This window comes from Rhodopseudomonas rhenobacensis, assembly GCF_014203125.1.
GTDB classification, from domain to species: Bacteria; Pseudomonadota; Alphaproteobacteria; order Rhizobiales; family Xanthobacteraceae; genus Rhodopseudomonas_A; species Rhodopseudomonas_A rhenobacensis.
In genome coordinates this window covers 65,534-91,989 of record NZ_JACHIH010000006.1, presented here as the reverse complement: position 1 = coordinate 91,989, position 26,456 = coordinate 65,534, and the positions used below count along the sequence as shown (strand labels likewise).

General features: G+C 66.3%; 38 protein-coding genes. 10 read left to right on the top strand and 28 right to left on the bottom strand.

Annotated features, from left to right (window positions below; translation table 11 throughout):
* Positions 1–4: 4 nt before the first annotated feature.
* The 18 genes from HNR60_RS07535 to HNR60_RS07450 all read right to left on the bottom strand — a co-directional run bounded on the left by HNR60_RS07535 (position 5) and on the right by HNR60_RS07450 (position 11,244).
* Positions 5–1,351 (bottom strand): N-acetylmuramoyl-L-alanine amidase, encoded by a 1,347-nt coding sequence (locus HNR60_RS07535; protein WP_184255991.1) that lies wholly within the window; start codon positions 1,349–1,351, stop codon positions 5–7.
* Between the two features lie 103 nt (positions 1,352–1,454).
* A complete protein-coding gene (locus HNR60_RS07530) occupies positions 1,455–1,871 on the bottom strand; it encodes a helix-turn-helix domain-containing protein (RefSeq protein WP_184255989.1) in 417 nt (138 codons plus the stop codon).
* Positions 1,868–2,101: a hypothetical protein gene (locus HNR60_RS07525; protein WP_184255986.1), complete on the bottom strand. Its 234-nt coding sequence runs from the start codon at positions 2,099–2,101 to the stop codon at positions 1,868–1,870. The genes HNR60_RS07530 and HNR60_RS07525 overlap by 4 nt, the downstream gene beginning before the upstream one ends.
* Positions 2,098–2,298 carry a hypothetical protein gene (locus HNR60_RS07520; RefSeq protein ID WP_184255984.1) on the bottom strand — a complete coding sequence of 67 codons (201 nt, stop codon included), beginning with the start codon at positions 2,296–2,298 and terminating at the stop codon, positions 2,098–2,100. The genes HNR60_RS07525 and HNR60_RS07520 overlap by 4 nt, the downstream gene beginning before the upstream one ends.
* Positions 2,299–2,301: 3 nt before the next feature.
* Positions 2,302–2,898, bottom strand: coding sequence for a regulatory protein GemA (locus HNR60_RS07515; protein WP_184255982.1), 597 nt, complete (start codon positions 2,896–2,898; stop codon positions 2,302–2,304).
* Positions 2,895–3,257 carry a hypothetical protein gene (locus HNR60_RS07510; protein ID WP_184255980.1) on the bottom strand — a complete coding sequence of 121 codons (363 nt, stop codon included), beginning with the start codon at positions 3,255–3,257 and terminating at the stop codon, positions 2,895–2,897. Before HNR60_RS07510 ends, HNR60_RS07515 begins: the two co-directional genes overlap by 4 nt.
* A complete protein-coding gene (locus HNR60_RS07505) occupies positions 3,254–3,454 on the bottom strand; it encodes a hypothetical protein (protein WP_184255978.1) in 201 nt (66 codons plus the stop codon). The genes HNR60_RS07510 and HNR60_RS07505 overlap by 4 nt, the downstream gene beginning before the upstream one ends.
* Before the next feature lies 1 nt (position 3,455).
* Positions 3,456–3,797, bottom strand: a complete 342-nt coding sequence (locus HNR60_RS07500) for a hypothetical protein (RefSeq protein WP_184255976.1) — start codon at positions 3,795–3,797, stop codon at positions 3,456–3,458.
* Positions 3,794–4,006 (bottom strand): hypothetical protein, encoded by a 213-nt coding sequence (locus HNR60_RS07495; protein WP_184255974.1) that lies wholly within the window; start codon positions 4,004–4,006, stop codon positions 3,794–3,796. Before HNR60_RS07495 ends, HNR60_RS07500 begins: the two co-directional genes overlap by 4 nt.
* Before the next feature lie 4 nt (positions 4,007–4,010).
* Entirely contained in the window at positions 4,011–4,658 is a 648-nt protein-coding gene (locus HNR60_RS07490; RefSeq protein ID WP_184255972.1) for a hypothetical protein, read from the bottom strand.
* Positions 4,659–4,694: 36 nt separating this feature from the next.
* Positions 4,695–5,351, bottom strand: coding sequence for a DUF3164 family protein (locus tag HNR60_RS07485; RefSeq protein WP_184255970.1), 657 nt, complete (start codon positions 5,349–5,351; stop codon positions 4,695–4,697).
* On the bottom strand, positions 5,344–5,976 hold the full coding sequence (locus HNR60_RS07480) for a helix-turn-helix domain-containing protein (RefSeq protein WP_184255968.1): 633 nt from the start codon (positions 5,974–5,976) through the stop codon (positions 5,344–5,346). The genes HNR60_RS07485 and HNR60_RS07480 overlap by 8 nt, the downstream gene beginning before the upstream one ends.
* Before the next feature lie 7 nt (positions 5,977–5,983).
* Complete coding sequence (locus HNR60_RS07475) at positions 5,984–6,370, bottom strand: transcriptional regulator (protein WP_184255966.1); 387 nt, start codon at positions 6,368–6,370, stop codon at positions 5,984–5,986.
* Positions 6,367–7,017, bottom strand: a complete 651-nt coding sequence (locus tag HNR60_RS07470) for a hypothetical protein (RefSeq protein ID WP_184255964.1) — start codon at positions 7,015–7,017, stop codon at positions 6,367–6,369. Before HNR60_RS07470 ends, HNR60_RS07475 begins: the two co-directional genes overlap by 4 nt.
* A 1-nt stretch (position 7,018) precedes the next feature.
* Positions 7,019–7,804 carry an AAA family ATPase gene (locus HNR60_RS07465; RefSeq protein WP_347339318.1) on the bottom strand — a complete coding sequence of 262 codons (786 nt, stop codon included), beginning with the start codon at positions 7,802–7,804 and terminating at the stop codon, positions 7,019–7,021.
* Positions 7,801–9,975: a Mu transposase C-terminal domain-containing protein gene (locus HNR60_RS07460; RefSeq protein ID WP_184255962.1), complete on the bottom strand. Its 2,175-nt coding sequence runs from the start codon at positions 9,973–9,975 to the stop codon at positions 7,801–7,803. Before HNR60_RS07460 ends, HNR60_RS07465 begins: the two co-directional genes overlap by 4 nt.
* Complete coding sequence (locus tag HNR60_RS07455) at positions 9,972–10,424, bottom strand: phage regulatory CII family protein (protein ID WP_184255960.1); 453 nt, start codon at positions 10,422–10,424, stop codon at positions 9,972–9,974. The genes HNR60_RS07460 and HNR60_RS07455 overlap by 4 nt, the downstream gene beginning before the upstream one ends.
* A gap of 4 nt (positions 10,425–10,428) precedes the next feature.
* Entirely contained in the window at positions 10,429–11,244 is an 816-nt protein-coding gene (locus tag HNR60_RS07450) for a ParB N-terminal domain-containing protein (RefSeq protein ID WP_184255958.1), read from the bottom strand.
* A 172-nt stretch (positions 11,245–11,416) separates the two neighbouring features.
* Here HNR60_RS07450 and HNR60_RS07445 point away from each other — a divergent pair, with 172 nt between their 5' ends.
* On the top strand, positions 11,417–11,932 hold the full coding sequence (locus tag HNR60_RS07445) for a hypothetical protein (protein ID WP_184255956.1): 516 nt from the start codon (positions 11,417–11,419) through the stop codon (positions 11,930–11,932).
* Between the two features lie 5 nt (positions 11,933–11,937).
* Here HNR60_RS07445 and HNR60_RS07440 read toward each other — a convergent pair whose 3' ends face one another.
* From HNR60_RS07440 to HNR60_RS07430, 3 genes are read right to left on the bottom strand one after another with little or no spacing between them, the layout of a single operon-like run.
* Positions 11,938–12,138: a hypothetical protein gene (locus tag HNR60_RS07440; RefSeq protein WP_184255954.1), complete on the bottom strand. Its 201-nt coding sequence runs from the start codon at positions 12,136–12,138 to the stop codon at positions 11,938–11,940.
* Entirely contained in the window at positions 12,135–12,326 is a 192-nt protein-coding gene (locus HNR60_RS07435) for a hypothetical protein (protein WP_184255952.1), read from the bottom strand. The genes HNR60_RS07440 and HNR60_RS07435 overlap by 4 nt, the downstream gene beginning before the upstream one ends.
* Positions 12,323–12,607 (bottom strand): helix-turn-helix domain-containing protein, encoded by a 285-nt coding sequence (locus HNR60_RS07430; protein ID WP_184255949.1) that lies wholly within the window; start codon positions 12,605–12,607, stop codon positions 12,323–12,325. The genes HNR60_RS07435 and HNR60_RS07430 overlap by 4 nt, the downstream gene beginning before the upstream one ends.
* A 136-nt stretch (positions 12,608–12,743) precedes the next feature.
* Here HNR60_RS07430 and HNR60_RS07425 point away from each other — a divergent pair, with 136 nt between their 5' ends.
* Positions 12,744–13,271 (top strand): helix-turn-helix domain-containing protein, encoded by a 528-nt coding sequence (locus HNR60_RS07425; protein WP_184255947.1) that lies wholly within the window; start codon positions 12,744–12,746, stop codon positions 13,269–13,271.
* An 88-nt stretch (positions 13,272–13,359) separates the two neighbouring features.
* Complete coding sequence (locus HNR60_RS07420; RefSeq protein WP_184255945.1) at positions 13,360–13,845, top strand: hypothetical protein; 486 nt, start codon at positions 13,360–13,362, stop codon at positions 13,843–13,845.
* A gap of 353 nt (positions 13,846–14,198) precedes the next feature.
* Here the strand turns inward: HNR60_RS07420 and HNR60_RS07415 are convergent, their stop codons facing one another.
* The 3 genes from HNR60_RS07415 to HNR60_RS07405 are packed head-to-tail and all read right to left on the bottom strand — an operon-like array spanning position 14,199 to position 16,575.
* Complete coding sequence (locus HNR60_RS07415) at positions 14,199–15,536, bottom strand: ATP-binding protein (RefSeq protein ID WP_184255943.1); 1,338 nt, start codon at positions 15,534–15,536, stop codon at positions 14,199–14,201.
* Positions 15,533–16,198: a response regulator transcription factor gene (locus tag HNR60_RS07410; protein ID WP_184255941.1), complete on the bottom strand. Its 666-nt coding sequence runs from the start codon at positions 16,196–16,198 to the stop codon at positions 15,533–15,535. The genes HNR60_RS07415 and HNR60_RS07410 overlap by 4 nt, the downstream gene beginning before the upstream one ends.
* Positions 16,199–16,227: 29 nt before the next feature.
* Positions 16,228–16,575 carry a PepSY domain-containing protein gene (locus HNR60_RS07405; RefSeq protein WP_184255940.1) on the bottom strand — a complete coding sequence of 116 codons (348 nt, stop codon included), beginning with the start codon at positions 16,573–16,575 and terminating at the stop codon, positions 16,228–16,230.
* A 137-nt stretch (positions 16,576–16,712) separates the two neighbouring features.
* On the opposite strand from HNR60_RS07405, the gene HNR60_RS07400 reads away from it, so the two are divergent.
* On the top strand, positions 16,713–17,192 hold the full coding sequence (locus HNR60_RS07400; protein WP_184255937.1) for a hypothetical protein: 480 nt from the start codon (positions 16,713–16,715) through the stop codon (positions 17,190–17,192).
* A gap of 36 nt (positions 17,193–17,228) precedes the next feature.
* Positions 17,229–17,492 carry a hypothetical protein gene (locus HNR60_RS07395; RefSeq protein ID WP_184255935.1) on the top strand — a complete coding sequence of 88 codons (264 nt, stop codon included), beginning with the start codon at positions 17,229–17,231 and terminating at the stop codon, positions 17,490–17,492.
* 8 nt (positions 17,493–17,500) lie between these two features.
* Here HNR60_RS07395 and HNR60_RS07390 read toward each other — a convergent pair whose 3' ends face one another.
* From HNR60_RS07390 to HNR60_RS07380, 3 genes are read right to left on the bottom strand one after another with little or no spacing between them, the layout of a single operon-like run.
* Positions 17,501–17,938: an ArsC/Spx/MgsR family protein gene (locus HNR60_RS07390; protein ID WP_184255933.1), complete on the bottom strand. Its 438-nt coding sequence runs from the start codon at positions 17,936–17,938 to the stop codon at positions 17,501–17,503.
* 26 nt (positions 17,939–17,964) lie between these two features.
* On the bottom strand, positions 17,965–18,837 hold the full coding sequence (locus HNR60_RS07385; RefSeq protein ID WP_184255931.1) for a xanthine dehydrogenase: 873 nt from the start codon (positions 18,835–18,837) through the stop codon (positions 17,965–17,967).
* Positions 18,834–19,424: a DUF2478 domain-containing protein gene (locus tag HNR60_RS07380; RefSeq protein ID WP_184255928.1), complete on the bottom strand. Its 591-nt coding sequence runs from the start codon at positions 19,422–19,424 to the stop codon at positions 18,834–18,836. The genes HNR60_RS07385 and HNR60_RS07380 overlap by 4 nt, the downstream gene beginning before the upstream one ends.
* Positions 19,425–19,740: 316 nt before the next feature.
* Between HNR60_RS07380 and modD the strand changes: the two genes are divergently transcribed.
* The 3 genes from modD (at position 19,741) to HNR60_RS07365 (ending at position 21,755) form a co-directional block, all read left to right on the top strand.
* On the top strand, positions 19,741–20,604 hold the full coding sequence (gene modD, locus HNR60_RS07375; RefSeq protein ID WP_184255926.1) for a ModD protein: 864 nt from the start codon (positions 19,741–19,743) through the stop codon (positions 20,602–20,604).
* Positions 20,605–20,668: 64 nt separating this feature from the next.
* On the top strand, positions 20,669–21,061 hold the full coding sequence (locus tag HNR60_RS07370; RefSeq protein ID WP_184255924.1) for a winged helix-turn-helix domain-containing protein: 393 nt from the start codon (positions 20,669–20,671) through the stop codon (positions 21,059–21,061).
* A gap of 127 nt (positions 21,062–21,188) precedes the next feature.
* Entirely contained in the window at positions 21,189–21,755 is a 567-nt protein-coding gene (locus HNR60_RS07365; protein WP_184255922.1) for a DUF2478 domain-containing protein, read from the top strand.
* A gap of 368 nt (positions 21,756–22,123) precedes the next feature.
* Here HNR60_RS07365 and ilvD read toward each other — a convergent pair whose 3' ends face one another.
* Complete coding sequence (ilvD, locus tag HNR60_RS07360; protein ID WP_184255920.1) at positions 22,124–23,962, bottom strand: dihydroxy-acid dehydratase; 1,839 nt, start codon at positions 23,960–23,962, stop codon at positions 22,124–22,126.
* A 220-nt stretch (positions 23,963–24,182) separates the two neighbouring features.
* Here ilvD and HNR60_RS07355 point away from each other — a divergent pair, with 220 nt between their 5' ends.
* On the top strand, positions 24,183–25,601 hold the full coding sequence (locus HNR60_RS07355; protein ID WP_184255918.1) for an FAD-binding oxidoreductase: 1,419 nt from the start codon (positions 24,183–24,185) through the stop codon (positions 25,599–25,601).
* 20 nt (positions 25,602–25,621) lie between these two features.
* Entirely contained in the window at positions 25,622–26,068 is a 447-nt protein-coding gene (locus tag HNR60_RS07350; RefSeq protein WP_184255916.1) for a GNAT family acetyltransferase, read from the top strand.
* The last annotated feature ends 388 nt before the right edge of the window (positions 26,069–26,456 follow it).

Genomic DNA, 26,456 nt, shown 5'->3' with positions numbered 1-26,456 from the left:
TCCGTCAGGTGAGCCGGCCGGCGCGATAAGCATCGACCGTCTCGGTCTCGACCGCGCGGGAGGACCACCAGATGCCGCCGGCAATCGCGAGGATCAGCAGCGCCCAGGCCCAGCCGGGCACGGCGGAAAGCCAGCCGGTGATCGGCGCGAGCTGCGTCATCACGCTCGACACGTTCGAGGCGATGCCCTGCAGCGCCGCGAAGAGGGCCGACGGGGCTGCCAGCACCCATGCTAGCAGTTTCGACCGGCCCGCCTGTTGCACCGCAGGCACCGCCTTGCGCAGCGACTTTGCGGTGGCATTGGCGCGGGCCTCGCCAACCTCGCGTGGCTCTGCGGAGGTGAGCGCATTGAGCGTCGCCTGGTCGAGCACCGGGTCCGGCGGAAGGCCGTTGTGGCGCTTGAACGTCACCAGCGCGTCTTCGGTGCGCCCGGCGAAATCGCCATCGATATCGCCGACCTCGTAGTAGCCGAGCGAGCGAAGCCGCCCCTGGACGAACTCGACGAGTGCCTTCGGCGGTCCGGCATGGTCCGGCGCCGGGGCTGCCGCCGCAGAGGGATCCGAGTAGAGGCCGTCGTCGACGGGACCTGGCGCGGCATCAGCCTCGTCGGCCGTAGCGGAAGCGTCCTCGCCGGCATCATCGGCGAGCGGGATATCGCCGAAGCCGACCGGCATCGTGCGATCGAACACACGGGCGCGGACCTCGGCGAGCGGGAACAGCGGATTGGTATCAACCTTGCGGGTCGGCGCGATCATCCAATGAGTGACGATCTCGGTGATCGTCGGATAGGCCGCGACCAGGGCACGGCACAGGTCCACTATGGCTGCGATCTGCTGCGGCGAATGTTCAAGCCAATAGCCGGCACCGGCGTTCGTCGGCATCGGCTTGCCGTCCTCGGTGCGCTGCGGGAAAACCCCGGTCCGCACTTTCAGCGACGGATCGGCCTTGGTGTCGATCAGGTCGACGCCCTTGTAGCGACCATTACCGAGGGGGGTGAGCGGTCCGCCCGGATTAACGATCTCGATCCCGATTGACCAACCGTTGAGCATCTGCCGCCCGCGCCAAGAGCTTGCGCCAGCGTGCCAGGTCTTCATGTTGGTGGCGGCAAGCTGGGTGATCGTGCCGTCGCGGCCGATCACCACATGGGCACTGGAAGCCTGCGATCGTCCCGGTCCGCCGAGCAGCCAATCGATCGAGTCGCGACCGTGCAGATGACCTGCGGTGTCGTGGAGCACGATGACGGTTGGAACGATGGCGCCGCCAACGTTTTTTGTCTGTTGAAAACCGACGGCCTTGCCGTCGCGGTAGATGCGGTTGGATTTGATTTCGCAGGGCATGAAAGCGGTCTCCATCGCGTGATCGACGAAAGACCGTAGGCGCTCCTAGCTCTGCATATCCCGGCTGACAGATGTCATCGGCGGCGATGACGAAGGGCGATCGGGAGGCGCGACCAACCTAAAACATGTCGTCCTGATTGTCATCCCACCCACGATTGCGGGCGCGTGAGCGGGCGCGGTAGGCTGTGCGCTCGGTCATGCCGGCGATCCGCGCCGCTTCTGACGCGGACTTTCCGTCCAGCAGGGCTTTCGCCATGCGACGCCGAGCCGCCGCCACCGTTCCGGCCGGGCCGAGCGGAATCGTCAAATACGCACCACCAAATCGGCCGCTGGCCGTCCCTTGGCGGAAGTGCTTGCAGATCGCCTCGGCCGCCCGCCGACCAACACAATCAGTCAGCCAGTGAGGTCCGTCGGGGACTTGAGCCGGAACCTGCTTGCGGGTGCCGCCAAAGGATTCGGCCACCTTCAATGCAGCGTCGAGCCCCGCCACATCGGCGATCTCGGCCAGCACCTCCGGCAGCCAGGTGTAGGTCACCGGCGCGGCTCCGGAAACACGGTGGTGACGACGCCGTTCTTGACCACGTAGGACAGCCCGTCGGCGACGATCACAAATTCGCTGGCGCCGATCGATTCGGCGACCAGAACGGCGCGACCGATCGACGTCGCCACCGCGCGGCGCAGTGCTTCAACGTCAACGGCGCCGGCACGCTCCAGCAGCCGCAGCAGCGCGTGATCTGAAACGTTGATCCCGGAGCGCCTGGTCATGGCAGCACCGTGCCCGCCGGAAGCTCCAGAGTGCGGAGCGCGGGCGGAAGTTCTGGCATGGAAACCGTGATCAGACCTCGAGCAAGATCAGCAACGGCATCCGCATCATCCAGAGAGAACACGACGTTCAATTCCGGCGCCGCGCTGCGCAGCAGCTCGACGAACTCTTCCACCGACTTTTTGTCATTCGCGAACATGGCTCAGTACCTCGCGGGCTTAGCCAGCGCCTTGCGCAACTGGCGACCGAGCAGACTAATCTTCTGGTCGAGATAGACCGCGTCGTCGGGCAGCAATTCAGTCGCCGGCATCACCGGCAAACCGAGCAGCCGTTGCTGCGCCTCGATCACCGCGCGGCGCACGGCGATCGGATCGTCGCCGGCCGGCCACTTCACGCCGGCCTCACGCGCCAGCCATTGCTTCAACGCTTCGACGGCCTTGCGGGCATCCTTCGCGGCGCGAAGCCAGCGGGTGCGCTCGATGCCGGTCTGCCGCTCGACAAAGGCCAGCATCGCGGCATCGGTGCGGTTGTGCACCACGCCGAGATTCCAGGCCGAGATCCACAGCGCCCGGATCTTCTTGCCATAAGGCCCGTCGATATCGGCGGACTTTGAAGCGCCCTTCAAGCGGTCGATAACATTCACCGCCTCGATCGCGGTGAGGTCGCGCGCCGAGCGCTTGCCGCAGACGGCTTCCATCACGTCGCGGCGGCAGTCATCGTCGATGCCGGCTTGCTTCGCCAGCAAGTGGATCATCGCAATCTGTGGCGCCGACACCTTCGCGACTGCAAATCTTGTCATGGCTGCGCTCCAAGGAAGGGTTCACTGAGTTGGGAGCTGACGTGCGCGGAAGGGTTCTCGATCGAACTGATGATCCAACAACCCGATGCCTTGCGCAGGATCAGTACGTCTATCTCGGCCTCCACAGTCGCGAGCTGCTTCAGCCGATCGGGAATAGCTTCGATCGCTGCAACATCGCGCTGCATCTGCGCGATCGACAACTCCAGACTGGGAAGCGGAAGCCCGATCTCGTCTGCAACCCAGCGGGCCATATGCAGGTCGTGCTCGATCCCGCTGCGCAGGCGCGGAAGCATCAGCGTCAACGCCAAGGCCATGTCTGTGTCTGTGAAGGTGATGCGTTCCTGCCCCATGTTGCTCATAGCCGCTCGAAGCTCCCCTCGATCTGAGTGAAGCCGACGCGCTGCAGGTCGATCGTCAGCGCGCCGTGCTGCTGACGGCGGCGCAGCAGTTCCGTAGCCGCTTCAGCGGTGACTTCGTCTTCGAAGGCGATGCTGACCTGCACCGTAGTGCCGATGCGGTCGATCGACGTGGAGGTCTTGTGACCGTACTTGCGCATCTCACTCTCCCGCGTCCGGCGATTGTTCGGCGATGCGGGCGGCGTCGACCGCGGCGTCAAGGTGGATGCCGCTCAGAACGAGATTCCCGGGTGTCTTGCCGACGAATACGCCGCCGTCGTAGATCGTCCCCACGTCCCGCGAGCGCAGCCAGCGATAGCGGACAGCGTCGCGCGTATCAGCGGCTGCGGCAGGAGCGTGAGCAGCGAGCGTCGCCCCGAAATTGTACAGCCCGTAAAGCGCCTGCCCTTTGGGATCGTCGTAACCCCAATCGCCGGGCGCTCCGAAGGCCTGCTTGACCTCCGCGATCTTGTTTTGCGTCGACTTGATGATTTCTTCGCTCACGTCGTTCGTCCTCCGGCCGTCGCGAGGATCGCCAGCGTGATTGCCGCGATCCGCTTAAGGATCCGCCGCTGGCGTTCCGATTGGACGCCGCGGCGGACTTGCTTCATCAGGGCGCCGCGCTCGGCCGCGAGGGCCTCGATCGGCGCCGGCAGTTCGGCCGGCGGGTCATCGTCGCGCTCGGGTGGCAGCGATCGATCCGCCCAGGGCACAGCGTCAGTCCAGATCTTCGCCCGCCGCATGATTGTAGCGGTCGAGCTTTCCAGCGATGACGACCTTGCACAGATCGAGGAAGGGATCGTCGCTGCAGGTTGTGATTTCTGGCTTGAAGCCGAACTTCTCGCTGTCGCACTCGAAATGAGCTGTCTGCAGCAACTGGAATGGGCTCACCAGGATCGCGATACGCACGCGCCGGTCAACCAATGACCATAGGACCACCTTAAAAGCCCAGGTGTGCCCGGTCTCGATCTTGAGGGATACGAAGTGCTCGATGTCTGTAGTGCGGTCGACGGGATGCACCTGACACTTCCACTCGCCGTCTAGCAGCCCCAACATCTCCTCGACGTTCTCGTAGTGCGGCTGCGGCTTCGGCGGCGGGGCCGGCTTCAAGAACGGATGATCGGTCTTCGTTTCCTCGCCACAAGCGATCCTGATGCTCGGCTCGATTTTCGTCGAAAAGACCTTCTCAAGCTTGTCGGAGATAGCCATGGCTTCTAAGAGGTTGGCAGCGCCAAGGTCCGAAATCTGCTTCTGCAGTTCGTCCGAACTACTCGAATAGTTGCGCGCCCAGGGCCCCCGGAATGCAGCGATGATTTTGAGAAAGGGATGCACATTGAAGGGTCCCTTGCCGTTTTTATCAGTCATCGTGTTCTCCTCAGTTGGGTTGATGGATGGTGGACTTCACGCCGCTGCGAGATCGATAGTGATCGGCTGCCACGCCGCGGAGAGGTTTGGGCGGCGATAGAACCGCACGTACTCTTTGCTGCCGACGACGCGGATGGCGTCGCCGAGGGCGGCCATCGCATGGCGCCACTGTTCGTCGTCGATCTCCAACCGGCGCAGCTGAAACAGCGCGGCGCGGTTGATGCGGCCTTCCTTGTCGACCTGGAAGGCGTAGTCGACCAGCGCGCGGATCTCGCTGCGGGCGCCGTCCGACCAGGCGGTGATGCATCCGTCGACCAGCGTCTTCGCCACCTGCAGCTCGGGGCCGAACGACAGCTGATCGGCGACCTGGACAACGACCTTAAACAGGCCGTCAAAGGTCGACAGCGTCACGTTGCCCTTCTTGCCGCCGCGCTTGGCCTGGTACTGCTCGGCGAGCAGCTCGCCGAAGGCGGCGACGTCGTCGAAGGTGTGGCCACGAAAGCGGGTGATCTGGTCAGAAAGCTCCTGCGCGAAGCCGATGATTTTCCGCACGGTCTGATCTTCCAGCAGGTACTGCGGCTTGATCAGCTCGGTCGGCACGAGCCGCCCCGACGAGTCGTGCATGAACATCTTGCCGGAGATCTCGATCGTTCCATCGGCGATCGGGGCTTGCATGGTGGCGGCTTCAGGCATGGAGGTCTCCTTTGGGGGCTGACGGGATCGATGCGTTAGCGAGGCCGAGCGAACCCAGCGAGGTGGCGATGCCGTCGATCAGCAATGCGGCTTCGGCGCGCAGCGCTTGCGCTTCGGTTTCGGATTGCGTCTCGGCCAAAACATCGAGCGTTGTGAGCAGCTCAAGATTGCTGATCGCGAGCTCTTCCAGCGTGATGAGGCGCACCGCCATGGCAATGATCTCACGGGTCGAGACCCGCACCGGTGCTGAGTTAGGTGCGTCGAGGATGCGGACCGCGACCTCGACCGCGTCATCGTCGCGCAGGAGGTCGGCGAGCTTGGTCCCGGACACGAACAGGATCGCCGCCTTGGCTTCCTCGTAGCACTGCGCAAATTCGGCATCGGAGGCGCGCATCTGTTCCGCGCGCCGCACGGCGCGCAGGATCGTGGTGTGGTCGCGAAGGCCGATCGAGCGGCCCAGCATGGGGAAGCTGTGGTCGGTCAATTCGCGGCACAGCAGGCAGGCGGCAAAGCGGGCACGTACCACCACTTCATGGTGGCGGTGCGAGCGCATCTCGATCACGCTGACACCGAACACCACCGATGTGGCCTGCAAGATCATGTTGACGGAAACGCGGGGCTGCATGATCGGCTCATTTCTCGCTGGAGAGGCGGGAGTGCTCGCACCTGCCGCTGCGGCAGGCACGGTACAGCCGCGCGCGCACCGACGACGACGACGAAAAGCCGCACATCTGCTCGTCCAGGCAACGGTCGCGGGCGATCTCGCCGAGCACCTCGCAGTCGACAGTGGCGCCCATCAGCGCGCCGGACACGCGGGCCTCCACGATATCGAGGCGGCCCTTGTACTTGTTGGCGAGCACCGAAGAGACCAGCGAGCCGGAGTAACCAATGCGGTCGCCGGCTGCGACGCCGCTGGTGCGACCGGCTTCCTGCGCGAGAGCCTCGACCCATGCCGGCATCGCGTCGCCCCAGGCCGCGCGCGCGGTGTCGAGTGGGTCTTTCTTCGCGACCTGATTCATCGGAACTGTTCCTCGTTTTCGGCCGCGGAAGGATCGCCGACAACGATCCTGCGGTTCGGGTCGAACACGAAATGCGTTCGCATGACCTTCGGCGCGAGCGGGCCGCTGTTCATGCTCGGCTTCAGCCGCCACACCGCCGGGCTGGGATCGGCGCGGCCTGGCGTGGCCGGCTTCAGCAATTGCAGGAAGCCGACATCAGACAGCCGGTGCAGATAGGTCTTCGCGGTGACTTCGGCGATCACCAGCTCGTCGGTCGATGCCACGCGCGCCAGATCGCGGTAGTCGAACTGGCGCAGCGAGCGCATCGCCCGCCACATCTGCAATTGGCCGGACGGCGGCGCCTTGCTGCCGTCGCGCCGAAGCCGCGGGGTTGCGCTCGTCTTGATCTTGACCCGATAGAGGTTGGTCGGCGTCATCTCGCCGATCTTGGGAAGGGTGCCGACGATCTCGACATAGCCGCCCGCGCGCAGGCGGTGGACGTAGTCAACCAGCGTGTCGAAGTGCGCCTTGTTGGTCTCGCCATCGATGTCCGGGATCGACCACGGTCCCTTCTTGTCGAGGTCGCGGATGATTTGCCAGATCGCGTCTTGGCCGGTCGAAACCGGCACAGTCAGCTTCGCGGCGATCAGTGTGGATGCCGTCGGCATGCTACGCACCCCGACGCGAGCTGGAGGAGACGAAGCGCGCTCCCGGCGGCTTGTTAGTGTAGTACTTCGTTCCGCCCCAGGCCGCGAGGTCGACGGTTTTCAGACCCTTGTTCCGGGCGATCTTCAGAGCTTCGTCGAGGTTGGTGCAGATGCGGCGAGCTCGACCGGCCGACTGGCGGCAAATCTCCGCCTGCAGGTCCGGCGCGATGGTGACGCCGCGGCAGAGCGCCGCCGCGAGCGCGGCGACGTCGTCGGCATCGCATGGCTCGGCGCCGGTCCAGTCGAGCACGCGATTGTGGAATCGCTCGTGCACCGCCAGCTTTTCCGGCAGCATCTCTTCGCCAATCAGAATTACCGGGCAGCCGGCGACGTCGCCGATCTCGCGCACGATTTCGAGGAGGCCGTTCTTGCGGATTAGCTTGTCGGCCTCGTCGATGATCAGCGGCCGCCGCGGATCATCGCCGAGCGCGGCCTTCACCTGGTCGGCGAGATCGGCGATCGTCCCCTTGGCCTGCATGCGCAGCTCGAACAGCACTTCCTGGAGGAACTTCTTCTGCGTCCACGATTCGCCGACCTCGACGCGCACGGCGTTGGTCTTGTTCTGCGTGTAGATACTGGCCTCGGTCTTGCCGAAGCCGGAGGGGCCGTGGAACACGCCGAAGCCGGGCAGATGGGAAGATCTGTCGATCAGCCGCATCGTCAGCGTCAGAAACGACGCGACGTTCTTCAGGGGCACCTGCCCACCCTTGACGCCGTTGTTAGTTGCAGTCATCTTGATCTCCTTCACAGTGATTGCTGCCCCGCCGCGTCGGTCCAGGACGCGGCGGGGTTTTTCGTTTCTATCGGGTCGCCGTGCATCAACGCACGCGCCTTGAAGTCGGGGCCTTCGCGGTAGCCGCCCAACCACATCGCCTCGTCGGCGCTGACGGGCTCGCCGGCGCGCATGCGAGCGATCACATTAAGCGCGCGCTGCCAGAGCTGATGCGGGGTTTCTGCTGTGCGCAGCGGCACGACGGTTTCTTCGGCGATCAGTTTGGCCTGCATCGCCAGCACCTCGGCGGAGGCCTGCGGCGCTTCGCGCGGCACCATCGCGTCGAGCGCTGCGCTGATCGCGGGCGTCTCGTGCTTCTCCTCGCGCTTCGGCAGCGCGATGACGTTCGGCATGTCGCGCTGGGCGACCTCGAGCACGCGCTCGATCAGCGACCGGCCGCTGGTGAGCTTCTTGATTTCCTTGCGCGCCTCGCGGGTCTTCTCCGCCAACTTTTCGGTGGTGATCTCGCGCTTGGCGCGGAGCAACTCGGCAGGATCGACACCGGCAAGCTCCGGGCAGATGCCGTCACCGACATAGGCGCCGCTATCGGCGTCGAACGCGATGATGCGGCCGGCGTCGATCGGATCCTGACGGACCATCACCCGGTCGCCCGGGAACGCCGCGTTGATCACGTAGTGGAAATTATCGACCCGGATGCCGAACTTGGTGACGGTCCGCATGCCGGTAACCGGCATCAGCAGCAGATCGAGCGCCCGTGGATCGACGGTGCGGATCGGTCGCTTCGAGCCGGCGGCGGCCAGCATCGGCGACATGCCGAGCGCGCTGTGAGTGCGCTGCTCGTAAACCGTATCGACCCAACGATCGACAACCGCCTGCAGCTCGGCGCCAGTCAGCGAAACGCCGAAGGTTTCGGCGGTTTCCTCGCCGAGCCGGGCGGCAAAACTCTTGCGATCCTCGATCCGCTTGCGATCGGCGACGTTGTGGCCGACGAAGCCGGGCAGCAGCGTGGCGCAATCGTGCTGGAAAGTCTTGATGACGCGTTCGACATGGCCTTTTTGTTGCGGCGAATAGGCGTCTGAAAGCTCCATCTCGATATCGAGCGCGGCGAACAGACGCTTGGTGTCATTGGCGACGAAATCGCTGCCGTTATCGGTTTTGATCTTGTCCGGAGCACCCCAGGCCATGATTGCTTTGCGGATCAGCAGCGCGACGGCGGAGGCGCGCGGGGTGCGCGACACATAGAGCTTCTGCCGGCGCGTCGCGATGTCGATCGCGGCGTAGATCGAGTGACGGCCGTCGACACAGAGCGCATCGACAGGAGATGCGTCGATCATCCACAGCGTGTTCGGCTCGCTGACCCAGCGATAGGTGCCGACACCGGACGGTGCCATGGTCGAGCGATAGCGATCCGGGTGCGACAGCTTGGTGAGCGCGACCTCTTCGTCCTTTTTGAGCTTCGCCACGGCATGCTGGATCGTCCGCACCGGCGGCACCTCGACCAGCTGTCCATCGGCGAGCGTGAGCTGGTCGCCGAACTCGGAGCGGAGGAGCGTGCGCAGGTGCTGCGCGGACAAATGCGGATTGTGCGCGATCAACGCCAGCAAATAGGCGCGGACCCGGCCGTTGCAGGCGACATCGAGCACGCCCTTGCCCTTTCGGGCGGCGGCGCGATCGACTGCGAGGCGATCGGCCCGCCCGGCGCGCCGCGCCGCACACCAGCGCGCGAGAGATCGCGGCGAAAGTTGCGGAATGAGGTCGCGGATCCACGCATCAATGATCAACGTGCCGCCGTTGTAGGCGTCGACGAAGATCTTGGAGCGGGACGCGTTGCCGAGCCGCTGGCCCCGCTCGAAAGCCTGGAAGGCTGCGACCACTGCGAGCCGCGCGTCGCGTTCCCGTGCGGCGCGGTCGCTCAATCCGGAGCCGAGGGTCGGTGCAACGTTGACAGCGGCCGGCTCCGGCGCCTGGACCACGCGGTGGCGACGCTCAAACTCGACACGTGCCGACGGCGGCAAAAGGCTGACGTTGTATTCGAGGCCGCCGCCGCGACCGGAGCGGCGTCGCACATAGGCGACACTATCGTTCCAGCCCTCACGCTGCGCGAAGAGCTGGATTCCGCGCTCGGTATCCGGAAGGCTGGCGAGAGATGCGTCCGCAAGTTCGCGCGCTGTGCACCATTCCTTCATCGGCGCGCCCTCCACTCGGCATCGGCGGCCTGTTCGTCGCGCTCGGCGCGCTCCTTCAGCTCGCGAGCACGCTCGCGTTTCAGCAACGCCTCGTATTTGGCAGGAACCGCGATCAGCCCGACCTCATTGAGCAGCGCATTCAGCAGCCGCTCGTCGGCAGTAACGGCGTAGAGCGCCGCGAGCCGGTGCGCCGGGATCGCGTGGGGCTTTTCCGGCGACGCGTAGGCGTCGAGCGTCGCCTTGGAGACGGCTTCGCCGAGTTGTTCGGACAGCTGGATCGCGACCTCTTCCCGTTTGAAACCGTCGAGCGCCGCCGCGATGGCGCGCGACAGACGGCGCGCGGCACTCCACGCCTTGATCTCTTCGGCATCGAACCGACGCACCACTTGCGTGGGCTCGACGTCCCGAAACAGATCCAAGGTTGAGGTGTCGCGTCGCCGGGGGGCCATCGCTCTACGCCTTTCGGGACTTCTGCCAGATCGCGATGGCGTCTTGGTGCGCGTCGAAGAACGCGTATTGCTGCGCTTCCTTCAGCTTGGAGAATTTGTTGGAAATCGCCTCCCAGGCCGAGGCGCGCGCCGGAGCCGGGGTCTTGTCGATCGCCGCGATGGCGTCGTCGACGTAGGCGATGCCGCTCTCTGGATCGAGCAGCAGCTTGGCGATCTCGCGCTGACGGGCGACGCTCTGCCGCGCCAGTGCCAGCAGTTCGCTTTGACTGTCGGAGACCTCGTGCAGCGCGAGCTTACGGCGCACCTCGGCGTCGATCGAAGCGACTTCAAGAGCGAGCTGAACCGACCGCTCGGTGATGCCGAGCGCGCGCGCCGCAGCCGCGGAAAACCGCTCGACGAAAATGTTCGAAATCTTTTCGCCATTTTCCCCTGCGGCGGGGCGCCCGCGCTTCGGCAGCGGGTTCTTGGCCTCGTAAATCCGCTTCCACTCGGCCAGCGAGACCGCGCGATCGAGCACCGACAGCTCGGCGCAAACCAGATTCCCCTTGACTTCCCGGAGCCGGCAGGCGTCGGCATCCAGCGCCGAAATATCGGAGACGTCGGCGTCAATGATCGTCCGGCCGGCCTTGGCGTGGGCGGCGAGACGATGCGCACCGAGTAGCAGCAGCCACTTGCCGTCCGGCTTGGCGGCAACTTCGATCGCCGGAAGAGGCTCCCCGGCGGCAATCTGTTCGGCGAAGGTCTCGACCCAATCGGGCCGCAGCTCGCGCAGACGCTCGGAGGCGTCGATATCTTCGATTTTGATGCTTTTTCGGATCATTTCAGCCGGCTTTGAAGGGGTGGGAAAGAGGCGGCGAACGCTCAGCCAAAGGCTGTTCGTCCGCCGCAGTCATTCGGGAGGGATGCGGGTAGCCCCGCCGCCCCACCACTTGCCGCAGGTGGCGCGTCTCCTCACACTCGGACGCGTGACCAACCGAGTCGGAGGAATTCGAGTGACAATTGACCCGTTCGGCATCTTCAACGCCGCCGCCACGGCGGCGAAGACACTCCGGGACACGGCCCTGAAGATCGGCGGGAAAATCGACCAGGAGGCCCGAAACGAATTGAATGGGCAGATCGGCGATCTTCTCGATCGGATGCAGGCGATGCGTGAGGCATATAGCGCGCTGCTTGATCGCTATTCCGCGATCGAAAAGCGCAATGCGGAGCTCGATCGCGAGAATGCCGAGCTGCGAGCATTCGAAGCCGACGCGAAAAACTACTCTCTTCAGCAGCTCGGGCCTGACGCCTTTGCCTACGTCAGTAACGCGGCGGGACAACCGCAACAGCCAGCGCCCTGCTACTGCGCTCGCTGCTTTGGCGACAAGAAGAAGTCGCTCCTGCAGTTCGAGAAGGCGGAGCTGCACGCGCACATTCTGGCGTGCCACGTATGCGGTAGCCGTGTGCGCAAAACGGTGGATGACGGTGACGCGGTGATCTTCGACCGGAGGCCCCGGGGTATGTGGTGAGGTGTTCATTGCCTGCCCCCGATCAGGGCCGGACCAAGAACGCGCAACTGCAGCGCTGCTACTCGTGTTCGGAATGTTTGAAAGGAAGCCCCTTCCGCCATGGCGCGATGAATTTCCGCCAGCAGGGCTTGGTATTGTTGCTCCGGCACCGTCGACACGGCAGTGAAGGATTGCGGGGCGGCCGCAGCGAGCTGGAGCCACGTCATCGCGCACCCCCGATCAGTGACGGCGCCGCGTAGCGCGCCAGCAGCGCATCGCGCGCGCTCGCCGGAAGGCCGCGGTTCGCCTGCCACATCGCCAGCAGGCCGGCATCGCGCTCGGCCTGTGGCAGCGGCGCCGGGCGCACGCGCGGGAAGTCAACGAGCGGCCGGACCTTGGACAGATCGGGGGTCATGCGGCCTCTCCGATGTCCGTGCAGGCGTCCCGCTTTTGACTGGCGAGTCGCCGACGTTCCGCGATAGTCTTGCGCTTGGGCATCTTGTGACGATCGGGCCACAGGTCCTCGACCGGGATACCGAGATACGCGGCGATCGCCTGTTCCCCGCGGGTGTTGCGGCGGACCAGCGCGACACGACAGGCGGATTCCTCAAGGCCGGCATCGATCGCCAGGCCGGTTAGGGTTTCTCCGCGCCGCTGCACCTCGGCCTTGATCGAAAACCTGTCCCAACGCTGCATTGATGTCCTCCGGCTGAGCCGGCCCTGGCAGGGGCCGGCTTTTCTCGGGTCCGTAACGTGATCGCTTTTGTGAATTTCTGAATGCCATATTTGGCATCTGATTCGCAAGCCAAATGTCGCAGTTTGGAACTGGAAATTGGATCGAAAGCCGCATCTGATGGGCCTCGCAGGCCGGATTAAATTCGCCGTCGAGAGACGCGGACTTCAAAAGGACGTTGCGAGAATGGCGGGAATTCCGCCGCGCACTCTCGGTCATTACATCGCAGCGACGAACGAGCCTTCAGCCACGTCGCTGATGAAAATTGCAGAGGCTTGCGACGTGTCAGTCGATTGGCTGCTGAAGGGAGATGGGGACGACCGGTTCACACCGTCGCAAAATGCCAAATTTGGCGACGCCAATTTCGGGCGCGTAAGGGAGACATCTGGCAATGACGAGCTGTTCGGCCGCGTTTTTGACGCGGTCCATCGGCTCTACAAGGAAGAGAGGGTGGCGCTACCGCCGATAGACCTCGGCCGGCTCGCCTTCCGTAAATACAGCGAGATCATCGACGCAACCGGGGACCCCGAGGAGTGCGGTGCTATGATCAAGTTGATCGTCGCGCAGTTACGTGCAGAAATCAGAGCCGCACAGGCCGCGCCCGGCACCGGCAAAGCCTCGGCTTGATGGTGGTGCGGCTGCTGGCCCTGATAGATCCGTTTCTCGGGTCAATGGCAGCGAATTGCAATTACCAGTTTGACGATTGGGGCTGAAAATGGCCGGTTCTAAGACCTTTTCGACGGCCTTTTCGGCCTGCATTTTTGCCATCGGCACGGCTTCGGCCGAGCCATCTGCGCCGGTTCCGGTCAGCGCCGAGCGGGCCATGCAGCAGGTCGATGCGGTGCTCAACGCGTACGCCGAGGCGAATCCCGACTTCGAGGCGGCCGTTCGCGAGATTCGCGATGCCGAAAAGCTGATAACGGCAGCATTACAGACCGGCGACGCGCGTGAGTTGAGGACGCAGAAGGGCCGGCTGTTTCAGATCGAGTCGCGGCTGTTGCAAGGCACCAAGCCGGGCGATGCCCGGGCGTCGTGCTGGATGGCGGCCGGGGATCTGTCGGCTGCGGTGGCGGCGATCGTCCGCGACGAGGAGCCGGCCCGGACGCTGGTCGCCGTCAATCGGCTCGACGAGTCGTACCGGCAGAACCTGGCGAGCTGTGAGCGCGCCTTGCGCACCGCCGAGCGCCGCGTGCGGCGTTAAGTGTGGCACGCGGTTTTCGGAGTTCGGCCGCGGCGCCTGAAGCCGCGAAGCTAGAGAAAGCGGCGTGAGACGGGCATAACCCGCATTTCCGGTGCTAATCGCCGAACTCCGAACTCGTTTCGGAGTTCGGCGCTGGCGATCACTGATTTCTCGATGTTTTTCGGCAGCGCGCCCGTAGCCTATGGCGCCAGAACTGCCATTTGATCTTGCGCGGTGCCCACCGCCAGCGGGACTACTCAAGAGCCGCCCAAGCCATTGCGGCGTCTCACAATATCCCGGATTTTCCCGGGTAATCCCGCCTCAACAGCCCTGTGCCATGTGATCTTGCGCGTTACACGATCGCGCGGCGCGGCTTACACCGCCGCCGGCAGATCCAGTTCGGCGCGCAGCCCGCCTTGCGGCGACGGCGCCAGCGTCAATCCCCCGCCATACAGTTCCGCCAGATGCGCGACGATCGAGAGCCCGAGCCCATGGCCGGGCTTTTCGCTGTCGAGCCGGCCGCCGCGCTGCATCGCGGCCGCGCGATCCTCGGCGCCGAGCCCCGGCCCGTCATCGTCGACGGTGACGATCAGCCGCGGCCCGGCCAGCGCGACGCCGATCGCGACCCGCTGCCGCGCCCACTTCCCGGCATTGTCGGCGAGGTTGCCGATCATCTCGCCGAGATCGTCGGCCTGCCCGGCGAACCACGCGTCTGCGGGCGCGTCGATGCTCAGAGCGCGCTCGGGATAGAGCCGCTGCAGGCTGAAGCGGACATCGGCCAGCACCTCGGCGAGCGCAGCGCGGGCGTGCGGCGCGCGGAAACCGGCGGCGGCGCGCGAGCGCACCAGATGATGCTCGACGGCGCGCCGCATGCGGTCGATCTCGGCTTTCAACACCGTGCCGGCGGCGCCGGCGATCAGCGCGGCCTCGTTGCTGATCACCGCGATCGGGGTCTTCAGCGCATGGGCGAGATCGCCGGCTTCGGCGCGCGCCAGATCGATGGTGGCCTGGCGTTGCCGCAACAGCGCGTTGACCTCCTGGATCAGCGGCAGCACCTCGACCGGGCCGGCGGTTTCGTCGAGTTGGTCGCGCGTGCCGAACCGCATCGCGTTGAGCGCGCTCTGCACCGCGCGCAGCGGCCGCAGCCCGTAGCCGACCTGCAGCAGCACCAGCGCGCCGAGCGTCAGCCCGAGCAGGCCGAGCGACAGCGCAAGGTTGCCGGCGAAGCTGCGCACGTCGGCATGGATGTCGAGGCAGGGGCCGGCGACCAGCACGGTGAGCGGCGCCGCGCGGTTCGGCAGCACGATGTCCTGCACGATGACGCGCAGGCTCTCGCCGGCCGGTCCCGTGACGTACTGATAGGACGCCGGCCGGCCGACGCCGGGGCTTTGCCCGGCGAGCGGCGCGCCGCCGAGCGAGGCCGAAGCGCGCAGTATTCCGCCGTCGGCGCGGATTTCCCAGTACCAGCCGGACAGCGCCGGCTTGAAGCGCGGATCGGCCGGCTCCCACGACAGCGTCGGCCCGCCGCGGTCGTCGAGTTCGGCGGCGGCGGCGAGTTCCTCGAGATGATCGTGCAGCGTCAGATCGAAGCGGCGTTCGATATGCGAGCGGAACAGCCAAACCAGCAGCACGCCGGTGACCGCGAGCGAGACCACCACCCAGGCCAGCGAGGCGCTGACCAGCCGCAGCTTCAGCGACGGCGCCCGCGTCATGGCGCCACGTCCGTCAGTTGGTAACCGTGACCGCGCCGGGTGCGGATCGCATCGGCGCCGATCTTCTTGCGCAGCCGGTTGACCAGAACCTCGATGACGTTGGAATCGCGGTCGTCGTCCTGGCCGTAGATGTGTTCGGTGAGTTCGGTTTTCGACACCACCTTGGCGGGATGCATCATCAGATAGGCCAGCGCGCGATATTCCAGCGCGGTGAGATCGAGCGGCGCGCCGTCGCGGCTGATGCGTTGCGTCGAGGGATCGAGCCTGAGCCCGGCGACGCTGATCTCCGCGGTGGCGTGGCCGGAGGCGCGGCGGATCAGCGCCTCGATCCGCGCCAGCAGTTCTTCGATCTCGAACGGCTTGGTCAGATAGTCGTCGGCGCCTTCGCGCAGCCCGGTGACCTTTTCGCGCCACGACGCCCGCGCGGTCAGGATCAGCACCGGCGTCGCGCGCTTGGCGTCGCGCCAGCGCCGCAGCACCGACAGCCCGTCGAGCCCCGGCAGGCCGAGGTCGAGGATCGCGGCGTCATAGACGCCGCTGTCGCCCATGAACCAGCCGTCCTCGCCGTCGGCGCTGCGATCGACGGTGTAGCCGGCGCGCTCGAGCACCTCGGCGATCTGCCGCGCCAGCCGGGTGTCGTCCTCGATCAGCAGAACGCGCATGGTGGCTCCTGCCCGCGATCGCCGCGCGGCTATGACGGCGCGCAATCGCGCTCCGGCGCGGCGCCTTGTAGCGGCTCCAGCGTGCGCGCATCGAACCGCAGCCAGGCGATGCGGCCGTCCTGCGGCAGCAGCTTGACCTCGTAGGCCAGCCGGCGGCCTTCGAGATCGAGCGCGGTGCGCTCGATCTTCAGGATATGCGCATCGGGGAAACGCGCCTTGATCTTGGCCAATATCGCCGCGAATGCCGCGGTGGTCTCGGGCGGCGCGTCGTCGCGCAGCGCGCATTCGCGCGGGCTCGGCGTCGGTTGCGCCAGCGCCGGGACCGACAGCGCCAGCAGCAGTGCCGCCGGCAGAGCGTGAATCGAGCGCGTGGTCACTGCGGCGTCCTCCGCGAGCATGGGTCGCCCCGTGATCTAGCGGCCGCAACCTTACAGGACGCTGAAGCCGGGTTTCAGTCTGGCGACAGAGCGCGCGGCGCAAGGTCGCTGCGAACCTGCAATCAAGGAGGCACATCATGACCCGCAAACCAATCGGCATCGTCGCGCTCGGCGCATTGGCCGCGCTGCTCTCCACGCCCGCCCTCGCCCAGAGCCCGGGCCCCGGCGGCCCTGGCCCTGGCATGGGGATGGGCATGGGCGGCGGCATGGGCCGCATGCAGGTGATCACCGCGCTGTGCGCCAAGGAGATCGAGGCGCATTGCCCGACCACACCGCGCGGTCCGGCGGCCTGGGTCTGCCTCAACGATCACCAGAAGCAGCTCGGCGAAAACTGCCTTGCCGCGATCGAGGGCACCGGCCCCGACATGGCCCCCGGCATGGGGCCGGTGGCGCGGCTGTGCATGAGCGAAATCGCCGAGCACTGCGCCGGCATCGAGCACGGCAGCGGGCTGGTGCGGCGCTGCCTCGACACCACCCGCGACAAGCTCAGCGAAGGCTGCCGCATGGCGCTCGACAACACCGGCTGGGGGCAGCGGCGCAGCTACGCGCCGCAATAGCCCGCGCTTTCTCATCCGCAACCATGGAGACCACAGATGACCAAGAGCCTCATTCTCACCGCGCTGTTCGCAGCATTGGCGTTGTCGACGATCGACGCCGCGCAGGCGCAGGGCCGCGGCTATGGCGACGGCCGCGGCCCGGTCGGCCAGGTCTGCGCGCGTGATATCGACGCCTATTGCGCCGGCATCCGGCACGGCAATCGCGGCGTGCGCAACTGCCTGAACAGCCATCGGCCGCAAGTGTCGCGGGCCTGCCGCGCGGCGCTCGACGGCACCAGCGGCGGGCGCGGCTGGCAATGACGCAGCGGCTACGGCTCCGCGGCGGCGCGGCAGGCCGCGGCGTGCGCGGCGTCGCCTTCCTTCAGGCAGCGGTCGGTAACGACAACGTCGGTCGGCCGCAGCCCGATCCAGGCATCGACCGCGGCCTGATCGAAGCCGGCTTCGCGGCGTTCGCCGACCTGTATCAAGGGACGGCGGATCAGCAGCGGATCTTCGAGCATAAGCGAAAGCGCCGCCTCGGCGGACAGTTCGGCCGGCTTGACCTCGCCGGATTTCACCCGCGGCGAGGAGGCGTTGAACCAGTCGGCGACCGGCTTGTCGCCGAAGAACGGCCGCAGCGATGCGGCGTCCCACGGCTGGGTCAGCAGGTTGCGCACCTCGACGTCGTGGCCCGAGGACATCAGCAGCGCCTTCTGCCGGGCGTTGCCGCCGCAGCCGGGCTTTTCGTAGAACGTCACTTTGGCCATCGCTGGTCGCCCCGCCTGAATTGCGCTCAGATGTAGTACACGCCGGCGCCGACATCCTTGATCGCCGGGCGCAGCGCACGCAACCGGATCGCCGTCAGCGTGGCCTTGGCGATGTCGCGGCCGCGCTCGTCGGTGCCGGTCCATTTGGCATTGGCGCCGCGCGGATCGATCTCCAGCAATTTGACGCCGGCCGGCACCAGCGTGGAATCGCGCACCAGGCCGCGCAGCACGCCGTCGAGCGACGCCGGCACCGGCTGGCCGTCGAGATGGCCGAGCACCACGCCTTTGAAAATCCGGGTGCCGATTTCCAGCGCGGTATGCCAGCGGCCGTCGCGGTCGGAATAGACGAAGCGTTCGGCGCCGACGCCGCCGAGCGCGCGGGCGACGCCGTCCGGCGCATCGGTGCGGCCGGAGCGCACCACGGTGCCGTTCTTGGCCGGGCGGGTTTCCACCGCGATGTCGCAATTGATGTCGACGGTGAATTGCGGGCCGAGCCCGATGGTGACGTCGGCGATGCCGCGGAAATCCGGGGTGACGCGATGCTTCTGCATCCGCGCGTCCACCAGGATCTTGATCGGGTGCAGCGCGATGATGTCGGTGAGATGCAGCGAAGTGACGACCACCTGGCCGGGCGTGGAGAACACCGCGGCGATCTCGCTCGGGGTCTCGGCGTGCTTGCCGGCGACGCCATCGACCACCGCGCGGTCGTCGAACAGCGCGTCGTGAAACGACATCGCCCGGCGCATCACCGGCGGAAACGGATCGTGGCACAGGATCACCGCGTAGCCGAGCCCGGTCAGGCTGACTGCGACCGCGGAGGCGATCTCGTTGGTGCCGAGCAGCACCGCGATCGGCAACTGGCTGGCGCGGATCCGCGAATTCAATCGGCTATGGGTCACGTCGCTCTCCGCGCGTCGGGCTGGGACGGGGCGGCGCCGCGGAGCAGCGCCTGCCGGGTGGACACTTCGCGCCACCAGTCTTCGACCACGGCGCGCGAGCACAACAGCGTGGTGCCGCGATCGCCGGTGAACTCGCTCCAGGCTTCCAGGCACGACGCCGGCACCGCGGTGAGCAGCGGCCGGCCGCTCTGGATCGCGTCGGCGATCTCGCTGCGCAGGCCGTGGCCGCCGGCCTCCTGCTTGGAGAATTTGTTGACGATGATGAGGTCAAGGTCGGCACCGACCGCGGCCTGCACCGCGCGCGAGGCCTCGGCGAGCCCGGCGCTATCCAGCTTGCAGGCGCTGGAGCCGGAGCCGAGCGACTGCGAAATGCCGATGGCGCGGCCGGTCATCAGGTCGATCGCCTGCATGCCGCAGAGCTTGCCGTTGCCGTCCTTGCTGTTGCGCTGGACGATGCCGCCGACTTTGGTGCCGGCGCGCACCAAGGCCTCGCCGAAATCCGCCAGCAGGGTGTCGACGTCGTCCTCGGCGCGGTAGGCGATGGCGGCGACGAGGGTCGGATCGGGGTCCGGAAGGTCTAGCGTCATGACGAAGCGTCCTGGGTGGGCGGAAGATTTCGCGCGTTGCGCGCCGAAGCCCTCCGACAATGAGCCACTGCCCGACAAGTGTCCAACCTAAGAGCAAGCTTCGTGCCGCGCCGGACTGGTCCGTGAATTGCTGGGAATGCGGAGGAAACCAGGCGATTTCGCCGGGAATCGGACCATACCGCCGCCGCGCCGTCGGATGTCCGACATCGGTGTATCCAAACGGACATAACGGAACGGCGCCGCGCAACCGCGGCGGCCGGATTGCCAGCGGCGGCGGCTTGGCCGTAAAGCTGGCCTGCAAGAAGAGGACGGACCCTTGAGCCAAACCCTGTCGACCGCGGCGAGCCGCGCCGAACTCGAGCGCCTGCTCGCCGATGACGTGCCTTATGGCGACCTCACCACCGAGGCGCTCGGCATCGGCGCCGCATGGGGCCAGATGCAGTTTTTCGCACGCGATCCGATGCTGCTGGCGCTCGCCGAAGACGCCGCCGCGATCATCGAACTGGCCGGCGGCCGCGTCGAGCTGCACGCCACTTCCGGGACAAGGCTGGCGCCGGGCGCGGCGATCCTCACCGCGGAAGGCGCCGCCGCGGCGCTGTTGAAAAGCTGGAAGGTGGCGCAGACCCTGATCGAGATCTGGTCGGGCGTCGCCAGCGCCGCGCGCGACATCGTCGATGCCGCCACCGCGGTTTCGCCCGGCCCCGTAGTCGCCTGCACCCGCAAGAACACCCCCGGCACCAAGCGCTTCGCGGTGGCGGCGGTGAAGGCCGGCGGCGCCGTGATGCATCGGCTGGGGCTGTCGGAGACGCTCTTGGTGTTCGCCGAGCATCGCGGCTTTCTCGGCGACGAGACATTGACGGACACCGCGTCGCGGCTGCGGCGCGGTGCGCCGGAAAAGAAACTGGTGATCGAGGTCAGCTCGGTGGAGGCCGGCGTGGCGGCGGCCGAAGCCGGCTTCGACGTGATCCAGGCAGAGAAATTCGTGCCGGCCGACATCGCGGCGCTGATGGCGCGGCTGGCCGCAATGCCGCGGCGCCCAGTGATCGCCGCGGCCGGCGGCGTCAACGCCGGCAATGCCGCGGCCTATGCGCAGGCCGGCGCCGATCTCCTGGTCACCTCGTCGCCCTATCTGGCGAAGCCGCGCGACGTCCAGGTGCGCATCGCGCCATTGCGGCGATGATCGATTGGACCGTTTTGCCGCGCAGGCTATTCTCTTCTCCGACATCCTTGTGAACGGTCGTCCCATGCCCAAAGCCCCTGCCCGCGCCTTGCCGCAGCTCAGCGTCCGCATCGATCTCGATCCCGAGGGCCGGATCGGCCCGGGCAAGATCCAGTTGCTGGAAAACATCGCCGCCTGCGGCTCGATCTCCGCCGCCGGCCGCGCCATGGACATGTCCTACAAGCGGGCCTGGGATCTGGTCGACGAATTGAACCGGATCTGCGGCCATGCCGCGGTGGACCGCCAGACCGGCGGCAAGAACGGCGGCGGCGCGATGCTGACGCCGTTCGGCCAGTCGCTGGTCGAGCGCTATCGCGCGATCGAAAAGGCCGCCGCAACCGCCGCGCGCACCCAATTGACTGCGCTACGCGCCGACATCGCCAAGGGCCGCAAGAAGGCCGAGAAGGCCGGCGCCTGACGGCGGGCTGGGTTGCGCAGCCGCCGCAGCCTCTGTCGTTCACGTTGTTGGTGGCGCCGCGCCATCGTGATATACAGCGAGCTATAACGCCAATGATAAAAGTTCCGCGCGCCGCGAAGGATACGTCATGTTCGATTCGCAATGCGACCTCGCAGCCCTGGTCTATGACAAGGACCAGGACCCCGACGCGATCCTGCGCGACTTCGCCGCGGATCTTTCGGTGCGAGGCTCACGCCCGGTCGGGCTGGTGCAGATCGGCCATCACGAACTGGATCAGCGGCAACTGACCGCGATGCTGGTGCATTCCGGCGAACAGCTTCAGCTGTTCCAGAATCTCGGCGCGCTCGCCTCCGGCTGCCGGCTCGACGTCGGGCAATTGCTCGAGGCCGGCGCGCAGATTGAAGCTGCGATCGAGCGCGGCGCCGATCTCGTCATCATCAACCGCTTCGGCAAGCTGGAATGCGAAGGCCAGGGGCTGTGCTACCTGATCGATCGCGCGCTCAGCGCCGACATTCCGGTGCTGATCGCGGTGCCGGACTATCGCTTCGACGACTGGATCAAATTCGCCGACGGCATGAGCGTGCGGCTGAAATGCAGCCGCGTCGCGCTGGAAGCGTGGTGGAGCGCGGTCTCGACCCGCAGCCCCGGGCTACTGCAGAGCGAGCACGTCTCGGTGTGCGAGGCGCTGAAGTAGGTAGCGCCGTCGGCGCTCGCCGCTGACGACGGCATGGGTTTCGCAAGACATGGGTTTCGCAAGACATGGGTTTCGCAAGAGCTCAACCCATCCTACGGCTACTGACCAGTTCCCGGACTCCCTGTGTCCCGGGCGCGGTGCAGCGCGGAGCGCTGCTCCGCAGACCCGGGACCGTTACGGTCGCCGCCTTGGCCGCTAAGATTCCCACCGCTGTCATTCCGGGGCGCGAGCAGCTTCAGCTGCGAGCGAGCCCGGAATCCATAACCCCTGCAGGGGATATGGATTCCGGACTTGCTCGTTCTAACGAACTCGCAATCCGGAATGACGGCTGCATTTGGATTGGACGCTTCAATCCCAGTCGAAACGCCCTAATCCTTCACCACCCGCACCGCGCCGCGGGCGGCGCTGGTGGTCATTGCGGCGTAGGCCTTCAGCGCCGACGTGACCTTGCGGGCGCGTTTCCCGGGCTTCCAGGCGTCCTTGCGCGCCAGCATGGCGGCGCGGCGCTCCGCCAGCACGGCGTCGTCGACCGCGAGCCGGATCGAGCGCTGCGGAATGTCGATCTCGATGCGGTCGCCCTCTTCGACGAGGCCGATCAGCCCGCCCTCGGCGGCTTCCGGCGAGACGTGGCCGATCGACAGCCCCGAGGATCCGCCGGAGAACCGGCCGTCGGTGATCAGCGCGCAGGCTTTGCCCAGCCCCTTCGATTTCAGATAGCTGGTCGGATACAGCATTTCCTGCATGCCGGGGCCGCCGCGCGGTCCCTCATAGCGGATCACCACGATGTCGCCGGGGACGATCTTGCCGCCGAGAATGCCGTCGACCGCGGCGTCCTGGCTCTCGAACACCCGCGCCGGGCCCTGGAAGGTCAGGATGCTGGCGTCGACGCCGGCGGTCTTGACGATGCAGCCGTCGATCGCGAGGTTGCCGGACAGCACCGCGAGGCCGCCGTCCTTGGAGAACGCGTGTTCGGCGTTGCGGATGCAGCCGGTGGCGCGGTCGGTGTCGACCTCGTCATAGCGTTGGTCCTGGCTGAACGCGACCTGCGTCGGCACGCCGCCGGGTGCGGCCTTATAGAACTTGCGCACGCTGTCGCTCTGGGTGCGCATCACGTCCCAGCGGTTCAGCGCTTCGCTGAGCGAGGCCGAGTGCACGGTCGGCAGTTCGGCGTTGATCAGCTTGGCGCGGTCGAGCTCGCCCAAGATCGCCATCACGCCGCCGGCGCGATGCACGTCTTCCAGATGCACGTCGGGCACCGACGGCGCCACCTTGCACAGCACCGGCACGCGGCGCGACAGCCGGTCGATGTCCTGCATGGTGAAGGGGATCTCGCCCTCATGCGCCGCGGCCAACAGATGCAGCACGGTGTTGGTCGAGCCGCCCATCGCGATGTCGAGCGTCATGGCGTTCTCGAACGCCTTGAAGCTGGCGATGTTGCGCGGCAGCGCCGTCTCGTCGTCTTGCTCGTAATAGCGCCGGGCCAGATCGACGATCAGATGGCCGGCCTCGACGAACAGCGCCTTGCGGTCGGCGTGGGTGGCGAGCACCGAGCCGTTGCCGGGCAGCGCGAGACCGAGCGCCTCGGTCAGGCAGTTCATCGAATTGGCGGTGAACATGCCGGAGCAGGAGCCGCAGGTCGGGCAGGCCGAGCGCTCGATCGCTTCGACGTCGGCGTCGCTGACGCGGTCGTCGGCCGCCGCCACCATGGCGTCGATCAGGTCGACCGCGCGCTTCTTGCCGCCGACCGTGACCTTGCCGGCTTCCATCGGCCCGCCGGAGACGAAGATGGTCGGAATGTTGAGCCGCAGCGAGGCCATCAGCATGCCGGGGGTGATCTTGTCGCAATTCGAGATGCACACCATGGCGTCGGCGCAATGGCCGTTGACCATGTATTCGACGCTGTCGGCGATCAATTCGCGCGACGGCAGCGAATACAGCATGCCGTCATGGCCCATCGCGATGCCGTCGTCGATCGCGATGGTGTTGAACTCCTTGGCGACGCCGCCGGCGTTCTCGATTTCGCGGGCGACCAATTGGCCGAGGTCCTTCAGATGCACGTGACCGGGCACGAACTGGGTGAAGGAATTCACCACCGCGATGATCGGCTTGCCGAAATCCTCATTCTTCATGCCGGTGGCACGCCACAAACCGCGAGCCCCCGCCATGTTGCGGCCATGGGTTGAGGTCCGGGAGCGATAGGCGGGCATGGCGAGTTCCTTGGCAGATGAAAGGGTTGGCGGTCTTTTAAGGCCGCTTCCGGGCAATTTACACAAAAGAATTCGTGGCCCTGTTCCGGCAAATCTGCCGCGCGCCCTCTCGCCGCACTGCAGCGGTGGACCATCACCGCAGCGTCAAAGGATCTGCTAGAGGATCTGCTACCTTGCCGCCCTCGCCGTCCCGCCCGAAGACAAGCCTTCAGGACCCGCCATGCCGCCGCTCTCCGCCGATATGATCGCCCGGTTCAAGACCATCGTCGGCGACAAATACGCCGTCACCGACCCGACCGACGTGGCGCCTTACGTCACCGAGGACCGCAACCTGTTCCACGGCCGCTCGCCGCTGGTGCTGCGGCCGGGCTCGACCGCCGAAGTGGCGGCGATCTGCCAGCTCGCCACCGCCGCGCGGATCGCGCTGGTTCCGCAAGGCGGCAACACGGGCCTGGTCGGCGGCCAGACGCCGTTGAACGGCGAGGTGGTGGTGTCGCTGCAGCGGATGGACAAGCTCCGCGACATCGACCTCGCCTCCAACACCATGACGGTGGAGGCCGGCATGATCCTGCAGAACGCGCAAGGCCACGCCGCCGACGCCGACCGGCTGTTCCCGCTGTCGCTCGGCGCGCAGGGCTCCTGCACCATCGGCGGCAACCTGTCGACCAACGCCGGCGGCACCGCCGCGCTGGCCTATGGCTTGGCGCGCGACATGGCGCTCGGGCTCGAAGTGGTGCTGGCCGACGGCCGGATTCTCAACGGCCTGTCGAAGCTGAAGAAGGACAACACCGGCTACGATCTGCGCGACCTGTTCATCGGCGCCGAGGGCACGCTCGGCATCATCACCGCGGCGACGCTGAAGCTGTTTCCGAAGCCGCGCGCGGTGGAGACCGGCTTCGTCGGGCTGAAATCGCCGGAGGATGCGCTGAAGCTGCTCGACATCGCGCGCAGCGAGGCGGCGGGCGCGCTGACCAGCTTCGAACTGATCGCCGACATCGCGGTGCGCTTCAGCGTCGCGCTCGGCAATCGCGATCCGCTGCAGAGCAAGCACGATTGGTACGTGCTGATCGAATTGTCGTCGTCGCGCGCGGATTGCCGCGACACGCTGGAGGCGATTCTTTCCCGCGGCCTCGAAGAAGCGCTGATCGACGACGCGGTGATGGCGGAAAATCTCAGCCAGCGCGCGGCGTTGTGGAAATTGCGCGAAGAAATCTCGCCGGCGCAGAAGCCGGAAGGCGGCTCGATCAAGCACGACGTCTCGGTGCCGGTCGCCGCGGTACCGGCGTTCATTGCCGATGCCAATGAGGCGGTGGTGAAACTGATCCCCGGCGCGCGGCCGGTGCCGTTCGGCCATCTCGGCGACGGCAACATCCACTACAACATCAGCCAGCCGGTCGGCGCCGATACGGCGGCGTTCCTGGCGCGCTGGCACGAGGTCAACGCGGTGGTGTTCGCGATCGTGATGAAGATGGGCGGCTCGATCTCCGCCGAGCACGGCATCGGCCTCCTGAAAGCCGCGGAGCTTCCCGGCGTCAAGGACCCGGTGGCCATGCAACTGATGCGCTCGCTGAAGACCATGCTGGATCCGCTCGGCATCATGAATCCCGGCAAGGTTCTGCTGGCGCATCCCCACCCATAAGCAACAACGGCAAATCCCGAATGACTAGCACCGACACGCTGGCGATCGCGCCGATCGCCGACGCCGACAGTCCCGAAGTGATCGCGCTGTGGCAGCGCTGCGGGCTGACGCGGCCGTGGAACGATCCCGGCGCCGACATCGCGCTGGCGCGCCGCGGCGCCAACGCCGAGGTGCTGGCGGGCCGCATCGGCGACGTAATCGTCGCGACGGCGCTGGTCGGCCATGATGGCCATCGCGGCTGGGTGTATTACGTCGCGGTCGATCCCGACCACCGCGGCAAGCGATTTGGCCGCAGCATCATGGATGCCGCGGAAGCCTGGCTGCGCGGGCGCGGCATCGAGAAACTGATGCTGCTGGTGCGCGGCGACAATCTTCCGGTGAAGGCGTTTTATCAGCAGCTCGGCTTTGCCGAGCAGGACCGCGTGGTATTCGCCAAATGGCTCGACGGCCGCGAGCCGACGCCGTAGCTGTAACTTCAAGCGCGATTAAAGCGCCACTGAAGAAATCAGGCATTCAAGTTCGTCATTGCGAGGAGCTCTTGCGACGAAGCAATCCAGGGCTCCGCGTGCAGCCCCTGGATTGCTTCGCTGTCGACCGGCGCTACGCGCCGGCCTCGGCTCGCAATGACGAAACAAAGATTGCGGCTCGCGCGTCAGAGACCTTTCGAGTGGATCGATGCGCTGGCCGTCATTCCGGGGCGCGAGCAGCGCAAGCTGCGAGCGAGCCCGGAATCCATAACCCCTGCAGGGAGTATGGATTCCGGACTTGCTCGTTCTTGCGAACTCGCAATCCGGAATGACGGCTGTGTTTAAGTTGGATGCTTCAATCCAAACGTAAATGTTCTGAGCGCCGCCG